The sequence below is a fragment of the Arthrobacter sp. NPDC058097 genome (assembly GCF_042884885.1).
Classification (GTDB): Bacteria; Actinomycetota; Actinomycetes; order Actinomycetales; family Micrococcaceae; genus Arthrobacter.
Genome location: NZ_JBHVSZ010000029.1, coordinates 1 through 7,981 on the forward strand (window position 1 = coordinate 1; position 7,981 = coordinate 7,981).

Below are 7,981 nucleotides of genomic sequence, written 5' to 3' on the forward strand. Positions count from 1 at the left end.
GCGCCGGCACGCTGCAGGAGACTGCGCATGATGTATTGGGCACGCTCCGTGCCCTGTTCCCTGATCAGCGCATCCAGGGACTCAACCCACTCGGCGGTCTCTTCCGGATCACGATCAGGCAGCTGGTTAGTCAACCCGCTGAGGATATGGGAGGTATCTTCTCCTGCAGCCACGTCCAACCTCTCTTTGCGCGCATTCATCGGCGCACTCAGGTCCGGCAGGGTAGCTGCCCGGCGTGAACGCGTCGTGTGCGTCGTATCGGTTACAACAGCCCGGTCATGTGCGCCGGGCAGGGTTCTATCTCGTGTGTATGACTGCCTATTCGTTCGGGGCGGTTGCCCCGTTAGGCATAGTTGTCAACAGTCACTGTAGCTCTGACGGCTTCCGGATGCGTAGCCGCGGCTGAACCCTCCGCCGTATTTGACCGTCATACTTGTTGTGTGAAGCACAATAAGCCGCACCGCGGCGCACCTGGCTTGAAGCCCACGCCCAAAGGGTGTTGGCTTGGAGTAATCGAAATCACTATGCACAGGAGGAACACGTGAGCGAGGCCGACGCCGCCACTTCGGTAAATGTGGCGGAAAAATTGGGTTTCAAGGACGGGGATCTGATTCAGGAGTTCGGTTACGACGACGACGTCGACTTCGACTTGCGTGATGACATAGAGGAGCTGACGGGGTCAGAGCTTCTGGATGAGGATGATCATGACGTCGTGGACGCCGTGATCTTTTGGTGGCGGGACGGCGACGGCGACCTCGTGGACACGCTGGTCGACTCGCTCACGACGCTCACGGAGGGCGGCGTGGTGTGGGTCCTCACGCCCAAGTCCGGCCGTCCCGGATATGTTTCGCCGTCCGACATCCAGGACGCCGCACCCACTGCGGGGCTGCACTGCACCACGTCCGCGGGCGTTTCCAAGGACTGGAGCGCCACGCGCCTGGTGACCAGGAAGAACAAGTGACCGGGCAGGCCGCCGTCGCGACGGTGGATCTTTCGGGAGTGCCCGCGGTTGGGCAGCAGGCGCCGGACTTCACCCTGGCCAACCAGTTCGGCGAGCCGGTCCGGCTTGCCGACTTCCGCGGCCGCAACGTGGTGGTTGTGTTCTACCCCTTCGCGTTCTCCGGAATCTGCACCGGTGAGCTGTGCGAGATCCGGGACAACGTCGCCGTCTTCGAACATGCCGACGCCGAGGTCCTGGCAATCTCGGTGGACAGCAAGTTCGCCCTCCGGGCGTACGCCGAACAGGAAGGCTACGGCTTCAGCCTGCTGGCGGACTTCTGGCCGCACGGCGCCGTCGCCGAACAGTACGGCGTGTTCGACGCTGAAAGCGGGATGGCACGGCGCGGGACATTCATCATCGACGCCGGCGGAATGGTCCGCTACGTCGTCGTGAACCCGCGCGGCCAGGCCCGTGACCTCACCGAATACCGCCGTGTGCTGGCGGAACTCGCCCAAGGTTAGGCATTAGGGTCACCGGATGGACCAGCGGCGGACCGGCACCGGCCTGACAGGTTTCGCCAGTCTGCCTCCCGCCATGCGCGGGGAGTCATCGGCCAGCGACCTCGAGGCGCTGGGCGGGATCCGTGACGTGGTCGCCGGTCTGCCGCTGGCCCTTCTCACCGGGGCAGGCCTCAGCACGGATTCCGGTATCCCGGACTACCGCGGCCCTGATTCGCCGCCGCGCTCACCCATGACCTATCAGGAGTTTGTCGGCGATGCTGCCAACCGGCAGCGGTACTGGGCGCGCAACCACATTGGGTGGGCCCACCTGAGGCGGGCCAATCCCAATGCCGGCCACGCCGCCGTCGTCCTCCTGGAACAGCGCGGGCTCCTGACCGGGCTGATCACCCAGAACGTGGACCGCCTCCATGAGGACGCGGGGAGTACCAACGTGGTGGACCTTCACGGACGCTTCGACCAGGTGATTTGCCTGGACTGCCGCCGGACCTACTCGAGGCAGCTGCTCGCCGGGGTGCTGGAAGAACTGAATCCGGAGTTCCTGGAGCACGCCACCAAATCCGGCCTTGTCGAGATGGCCCCCGACGCCGACGCCACGGTGGAGGACCTGCGCCTGATCCGCGGCTTTGTGGTGGCCCGCTGCCCCGCGTGCGGCGGCGTCCTCAAACCGGACTTTGTGTACTTTGGCGAAAACGTCCCCAAGGAACGCGTGGAACGCGCCTACGCCATGGTGGATAAAGCCCAAGCCCTGCTTGTTGCCGGTTCCTCACTCAGCGTCATGAGCGGACTGCGGTTCGTCCGTCACGCCGCCAAGCAAGGCAAACCTGTCGTCATCATCAACCGTGGGCGGACGCGCGGCGACGACCTCGCCACAATCAAGCTGGAAGCCGGGGTGAGCGAGTCCCTCGCCTGGCTGGCGGAAGAATTGCCGCCGCTCCCTGCGGCCTGACCCGATTAGCATTTGCCGGCACTCTTCGGGTAGAGTCTATGTTCGTTGGTTCGAGCGCTTCGGTGCGAAAAACCTCTCTTTGGGTCTTTAGCTCAGCTGGTAGAGCGCCACGTTTACACCGTGGATGTCATCGGTTCGATCCCGGTAGGACCCACCTTCAAAACCCCGTCTGACCACGTTCTTGGGCCTGGTCAGGCGGGGTTTTTGTGTATCTCCGTCCGTCGCGGTGCCCGCGGAAAAATGTCGGTGCCCGGCCATAGCCTGCGGCCATGGAACACGTACTTGTGAGGATTGCTGCCGACGGGCAGCCGGGGGCGGTCATCCGCGGCGGGCAGGAATGGACGGTGGGCGCGGAACCGCTGCGGTGGTTTGAACGCGTCAGCTGGTGGGAGGCGGAACGCCGGATGCCACTGGGGCTGAGCCGCGTGGACGTCGAGGTGTGGCGGCTGCAGGCCCGGCTGGGGCGCAACACGGGATCGGCGCTGACCACCATGGAGATCATCCGTGACGGACTTGGCGGGGGATGGCGGCTGCGGAGCGCGGTGGCGGACAATACTGTCCCTGAACACACGGTCGCGAATGCAGCCTGAAAAACTGCAAAGCCCGGAATCCTAAAAGGTTAGGAATCCTAAAAGGCCTGGGAATTGGATAAGCCTTCCACCGCGACTATTGGGGGATGCCGCGGTGGAAGGCTTGAAATTGAATATACCGTGAACTTTCGGAAACACGAAACTGTTAAGAGCTTTGCTGTCGGCAAGGCGATTCCCGCGATTCACGCCCTGGCGGCTGGGCCCGGGACGCCTTCAGTGGCAGCCCTGGAGCCAGTATGATGATAGGTGTTCAGTTGACTGGACGCTTTGGCATCGTCGCCGGTTTCGTGCGCGATGCAATCTGCCGAACCCCGCTGTCAGAGCGCGTACCGAAAAGGAGAATCATGGCTGATTCCCGCACCCCCAAAGCCAGTGACGGACTGGGGAGCGCATCCCCGGCGCCGGCTGTGACGCGGGCCGCCGCCGTCCTGGAGTCGCTCGCGGCGTCAGCCACGGGCCGGCTCACCCTCAGTGACCTTGCCCGGGACCTCGGAATCCCCAAATCCTCCACCTCCAACCTTCTGCTGGCGCTGGAGGAGGCCAGGCTGATTAGCAGGCAGGGCGCCGAGTACACCCTGGGCCGCAAGCTCGTTGAACTGGGTGCCGCCTATCTGAGCCGGCTCGATGAGGTCCAGGAGTTCTACCGTTTCTGTGAGCAGGCACCAACGCTGTCAGGTGAAACCGTGCGCATTGCCATGCTGGACGGCACCAACGTCATTTACCTGGCGCGCTACGAGGGCCATCCGGCCGTCCGCCTGACGTCCAATATCGGCGACAAGATGCCGGTGTCGCTCTGCGCCGTGGGCAAGGCCCTCATCGCCAGGCTTCATGACCACGATATCGAGGCGATGTTTGCTGACGATGCGGAGCTTCCCGTGCTGACCCCTAAATCGCTGCGCACGGGGGCGGAGCTGAAAGCCCAGCTGAAGCAGATCCGCGAACAGGGCTTCGCGTTTGAAGACGAGGAATCCACCACGGGAGTGGTGTGCCTGGCCGTGACGGTACCCACCCGCGGAGCGCACGGCCCCAGCCTTGGCCTTTCCGTCACTGCGCTGAAGGCAACCTACTCGCAGGAGCAGGGCGCGCAGATGGTCAAAGAGCTGAATGAGCTGGCCCGGTCCCTTGGCAACCCCATGGGCTAGGCGGAAATCCGGCCTATTGGCTAGTCGTTCATCATGTTGTACGCTGTTCAACATAGTGACCGACGCAATAGTGCTGTCACTACTCCCCAGGCCAACGGGGGCCTGGAGTGTCTTTGAGGGAGTGCTAGTGACAACTCGTACTGATTCACCGCTGGCTGATCCGGACGGCGCCGTCGTCGAACCGGAACAGCTGCGAAGGGCAACACTTGCCAGCTCCGTAGGATCCGCTCTGGAGTACTACGACTTCTACATCTACGGCCTGGCCTCGGCCCTCATCTTCGGGCCGCTGTTCTTCAAGCCGCTCGGCGATGAGGGTGCGCTGATCGCTTCATTCGCCACGTACGGTGTGGGCTTCGCTGCCCGCCCGTTCGGCGGCATCGTCTTCGGTTACATCGGCGACCGGTTCGGCCGGAAAATGGTGCTGATCCTAACCATCGGCCTGATGGGTGCCGCAAGCTTTGCAATCGGCCTGCTGCCGACCTTCGAGCAGGCGGGAATGCTCGGCGCTGTCCTCCTGGTTATCCTCCGGATCGTCCAGGGCCTCGGTGCCGGCGCGGAGCAGGCCGGCGCAACCACGCTGATCTCCGAAGTGGCCCCGCCCCGCCGTCGTGGTTTCTTTGCCTCCCTGCCGTTCGTGGGGATCCAGTTGGGAACCCTCCTGGGCGCCGGCACCTTCGCCCTCATCGCCACTGCCAACAAGGCCATCCTCGAAGGCTGGCTGTGGCGTGTGCCCTTCCTGGCCAGCGTGATCCTGATTGCGATTGCGGTGTTTATCCGCCTGCGGCTCAAGGAAACGCCGGTGTTCCAGGAGCTGGAGAAGCACAAGAACGTGGTCAAGAACCCGGTGGGCCAGCTCTGGAAGCACTCCAAGAAGAACGTCCTCGTGGGCATTGGCCTGCGCATGGGTGAGAACGGAAACTCCTCCATCTACTCGGCGCTGCTGGTGGCTTTCCTGGCAGCCCCGGCCGGCGTTTTCCCCGGCGACAAGTTCATCGGACCTGTCGGGCTTCTGATCGCAGCCGGTTTTGCCGCCGTCATGGTGGTCACCTTCGGCGCTCTCTCCGACCGCTTTGGCCGCGTCCCGGTCTACCGTTACGGCGCCCTGTTCCAGGCTGTCATCGCCTTCCCGGCGTTCTATCTCGTGACGCTGGGCAACGTGACCCTGGTGTGGGTTGTCATGGTGGTGGGCATCGCCCTCGGCGTGCAGTCAATGCTGGGACCGCAGTGCCCCCTGCTGCCTGAACTGTTCGGTTCCCAGTACCGGTTTACGGGTGTGGCCATGGCCCGGGAACTCTCCGCCGTGCTGGCGGGCGGCCTGGTGCCGCTGGTGGGAGCGGCACTGCTCGCGGCCACCGGCTACTCCTGGCTGGTTCTCGCGACCTACTCGCTGGTCCTTGCCCTGATCTCCTTCGTGAGCACCTTCTTTACCCCCGAAACCAGGGGCCGCGACCTCGTCGCCATCGAGGACGCCCGCTAGAAGCCGCACAGCAAGACAGTACACAGCGCGAACGTACACTTGCGGCCCCTCCCGGCAACGGGTCGGGGCCGCAAGTGTACGTTCGCGCTCGGTATTGGGGGAGCGGGCAACGGAGGAGCCGGGCAACCCTGGGGCTGCCCGGCTCTGCGGTGTCTGCGCTGCAGGGGAGTCCTGCGGCAGGCGGTTTGGAAAAGTGCGGTCTAGTAGAAGTGGACCGTGTCCACGAGGTGCGGGAGTTCGCCGCCGTCGAGGAACGTCCTGAGGTTGCTGCAGAAACGCTCCGCGATCAGGCGGTTCTCGGCTGCGCTGAGGGCGGAGGTGTGCGGCGACACCATCACGCGCGGGTGGTTCCACAGCGGGCTGTCCTGCGGGAGGGGCTCGACGGCGAACACGTCCAGGCAGGCATAGGCCACCTGCCCGTTTTCCAGGGCCTCGAGCAGCGCGTCCTCGTCCACCACGGTTCCGCGGCCCACGTTGACGAATACCGTGCCGGGCTTCATAGCCGCGAAGACTTCGCGGTTGAAAAGCTTCTCTGTGTAAGGGGTGCCTGGAAGAGTGTTCACCACGGCGTCGGCCGAGGCGAGCAGGCCGGCCAGCCCGTCGTTGTCCGCCACTTCCTCGATGCCGTCGATCGGCTCCACGGAACGCTTGGTGCCGCTGACCTTCATGCCGAGTAAGCGCGCGATGCGGGCGGTTTCCAGCCCGATTTCCCCGAGCCCGGTGACCACCAGCGAGGAGCCGTTGACCAGCTTCGTGGGAATCCGCAGCTCCGGCCACACCCTGGCGGCCTGGTCCTGGGCGAGCTCTGCGGTCCGCTTGAAACCGTTGAGGATGCCCAGGGCCGCAAACTCGGCGAGGGGCAGGGCGTGCACCCCGGCGGACGTGGTCACCTTGAACTTGTTGAGTGTCCCCGCATCGAGCCCGGAGGCCTTGACTGCACCGCCGGCACCCGCCGCCATGGCGTGGATCCACTGCAGGCGCGGGTTGTCCCTCGCGATGCGCGCCAGGCCCTTGGGGCTTTCGTTCGGAAAGCCGTACAGCACGTCGGCTTTGCCCAGCATCTCCCAGTAGCGCTCTTCCTGCTCCGGCGTGCGCTTGAAGTTGGGGTCGCCGGCGTGGTCGGCAGGGAAGCGTTCGGGCGGCAGCAGGTCGGGCTCGTAAAGAACGGTCACGCAGGGATCTACGGCGCGGATGCGTTCCACAAACTCGGCTTCGAGCGGGACGGCGATCGCGACGGTGGTTTCAGTCGTCATGCTGTTCATCATACTGAATGAAGGCTAGAATACTGAACAGATTTCTTGCGATTGGCCATAAATCGACCACAACGGAGTGAGGGTGTGCGCTGCAGATGAATATACCGAGAACAGGCTTCGTGGGTCTTGGCCTGATGGGGGCGCCGATGGCGGCGAACCTTGTGCGGAAGGGCTGGGCCGTCACCGCATGGAATCGGTCATCCGCGGCGCTGGAGGATTTCCGCCAGCTCGGGGGATCCGCTGCCGACAGCGTGGAGCAGCTCCGGGACGAGCCGGTGATCGTCTTCATGCTCCCCGACCTTGCCTGCATTGAGGACGCGTCGGCCGGCCTGCTCGCCAGCTGGCAGTCATCACCGCCGGCGGCCGCCACCGCAGTGGTGGTCATGAGCAGCGTTTCCCCCACCGCGGTCAAAGCCTTCGCGGAGAAGGTCCGGGAGGCCAGTTCCGGCCATGCCGTGGTGGTGGACGCGCCGGTCAGCGGCGGGACGAAGGGTGCGGTCGACGGCACTCTGGCCATCATGGCCGGCGCGGATGACGGCGCCGACTTTCGCCGGCTGCTTCCGCTCTTTGAAGCCATGGGCACCACCGTGCGGTTGCTGGGCCCGCTTGGCGCCGGCTCGCTGGCAAAGGCGTGCAACCAGCTGGTGGTCGGAACAACGACGGCGGCGCTCGCCGAAGCGGCCGAGCTGGCCGAGCGTTCAGGCGTTGATGTCGCGGCCCTCTTCGAGGTCCTCTCCGGCGGCCTCGCCGGCAGCCGTGTCCTGGACCAGGTGGGCCCGCGGATCGCCCGGAAGGACTACACGCCCACCGGGCCGGCAAAATTCATGCACAAGGACCTGTCCTTCGTCGTGGAGTCAGCCGACGCCGCCGGGGCCGCCGTCCCGATGGCGCTGGCCGGCGTCGAGCTCTATGCCGAACTCAAGCGCCAGGGCCTGGGGGACCAAGACCTGGCCGTCGTGCGGCAAACGATTTCAAACCTCAGCAGGACAGGCGCCGTGGGCGCCGCAGAAGGGATCACTTCATGACTTCACTTTTTGATTTGAGCGGGCGGGTTGCTTTGGTGACCGGTTCGAGCCGGGGGATTGGTAATGCGTTGGCGCGGGCGTTGGCGG

9 protein-coding genes, 1 tRNA gene and 1 pseudogene are annotated in these 7,981 nt (G+C 64.7%); 9 read left to right on the plus strand and 2 right to left on the minus strand.

Features of this window, described 5'->3' with window-relative positions; genetic code table 11:
* On the minus strand, positions 1-200 hold a 200-nt coding region (locus tag ACFVTE_RS24410; RefSeq protein ID WP_387105319.1), incomplete at its 3' end, for a hypothetical protein.
* A 341-nt stretch (positions 201-541) separates the two neighbouring features.
* On the opposite strand from ACFVTE_RS24410, the gene ACFVTE_RS24415 reads away from it, so the two are divergent.
* From ACFVTE_RS24415 to ACFVTE_RS24445, 7 genes are all read left to right on the plus strand, one after another.
* Positions 542-961: a DUF3052 domain-containing protein gene (locus tag ACFVTE_RS24415; RefSeq protein WP_387105322.1), complete on the plus strand. Its 420-nt coding sequence runs from the start codon at positions 542-544 to the stop codon at positions 959-961.
* Positions 958-1,461 carry a peroxiredoxin gene (locus tag ACFVTE_RS24420; protein WP_387105323.1) on the plus strand — a complete coding sequence of 168 codons (504 nt, stop codon included), beginning with the start codon at positions 958-960 and terminating at the stop codon, positions 1,459-1,461. The genes ACFVTE_RS24415 and ACFVTE_RS24420 overlap by 4 nt, the downstream gene beginning before the upstream one ends.
* A gap of 16 nt (positions 1,462-1,477) precedes the next feature.
* On the plus strand, positions 1,478-2,407 hold the full coding sequence (locus ACFVTE_RS24425) for an NAD-dependent protein deacetylase (RefSeq protein ID WP_387105325.1): 930 nt from the start codon (positions 1,478-1,480) through the stop codon (positions 2,405-2,407).
* An 81-nt stretch (positions 2,408-2,488) separates the two neighbouring features.
* A tRNA-Val gene (locus ACFVTE_RS24430) sits at positions 2,489-2,561 on the plus strand.
* A gap of 115 nt (positions 2,562-2,676) precedes the next feature.
* A complete protein-coding gene (locus tag ACFVTE_RS24435; RefSeq protein WP_387105326.1) occupies positions 2,677-2,997 on the plus strand; it encodes a hypothetical protein in 321 nt (106 codons plus the stop codon).
* A 344-nt stretch (positions 2,998-3,341) separates the two neighbouring features.
* Positions 3,342-4,139, plus strand: a complete 798-nt coding sequence (locus ACFVTE_RS24440; protein ID WP_387105328.1) for an IclR family transcriptional regulator — start codon at positions 3,342-3,344, stop codon at positions 4,137-4,139.
* A gap of 127 nt (positions 4,140-4,266) precedes the next feature.
* On the plus strand, positions 4,267-5,616 hold the full coding sequence (locus ACFVTE_RS24445; RefSeq protein WP_387105329.1) for an MFS transporter: 1,350 nt from the start codon (positions 4,267-4,269) through the stop codon (positions 5,614-5,616).
* A 200-nt stretch (positions 5,617-5,816) separates the two neighbouring features.
* Here the strand turns inward: ACFVTE_RS24445 and ACFVTE_RS24450 are convergent, their stop codons facing one another.
* On the minus strand, positions 5,817-6,881 hold the full coding sequence (locus tag ACFVTE_RS24450) for a D-2-hydroxyacid dehydrogenase (RefSeq protein WP_387105330.1): 1,065 nt from the start codon (positions 6,879-6,881) through the stop codon (positions 5,817-5,819).
* Between the two features lie 83 nt (positions 6,882-6,964).
* Here ACFVTE_RS24450 and ACFVTE_RS24455 point away from each other — a divergent pair, with 83 nt between their 5' ends.
* Both ACFVTE_RS24455 and ACFVTE_RS24460 read left to right on the plus strand, forming a co-directional pair.
* Positions 6,965-7,894 (plus strand): NAD(P)-dependent oxidoreductase, encoded by a 930-nt coding sequence (locus ACFVTE_RS24455; RefSeq protein ID WP_387105332.1) that lies wholly within the window; start codon positions 6,965-6,967, stop codon positions 7,892-7,894.
* Positions 7,891-7,981, plus strand: a pseudogene (locus ACFVTE_RS24460) (gluconate 5-dehydrogenase); the annotation flags it as partial. The gene ACFVTE_RS24455 and the pseudogene ACFVTE_RS24460, both read left to right, overlap by 4 nt.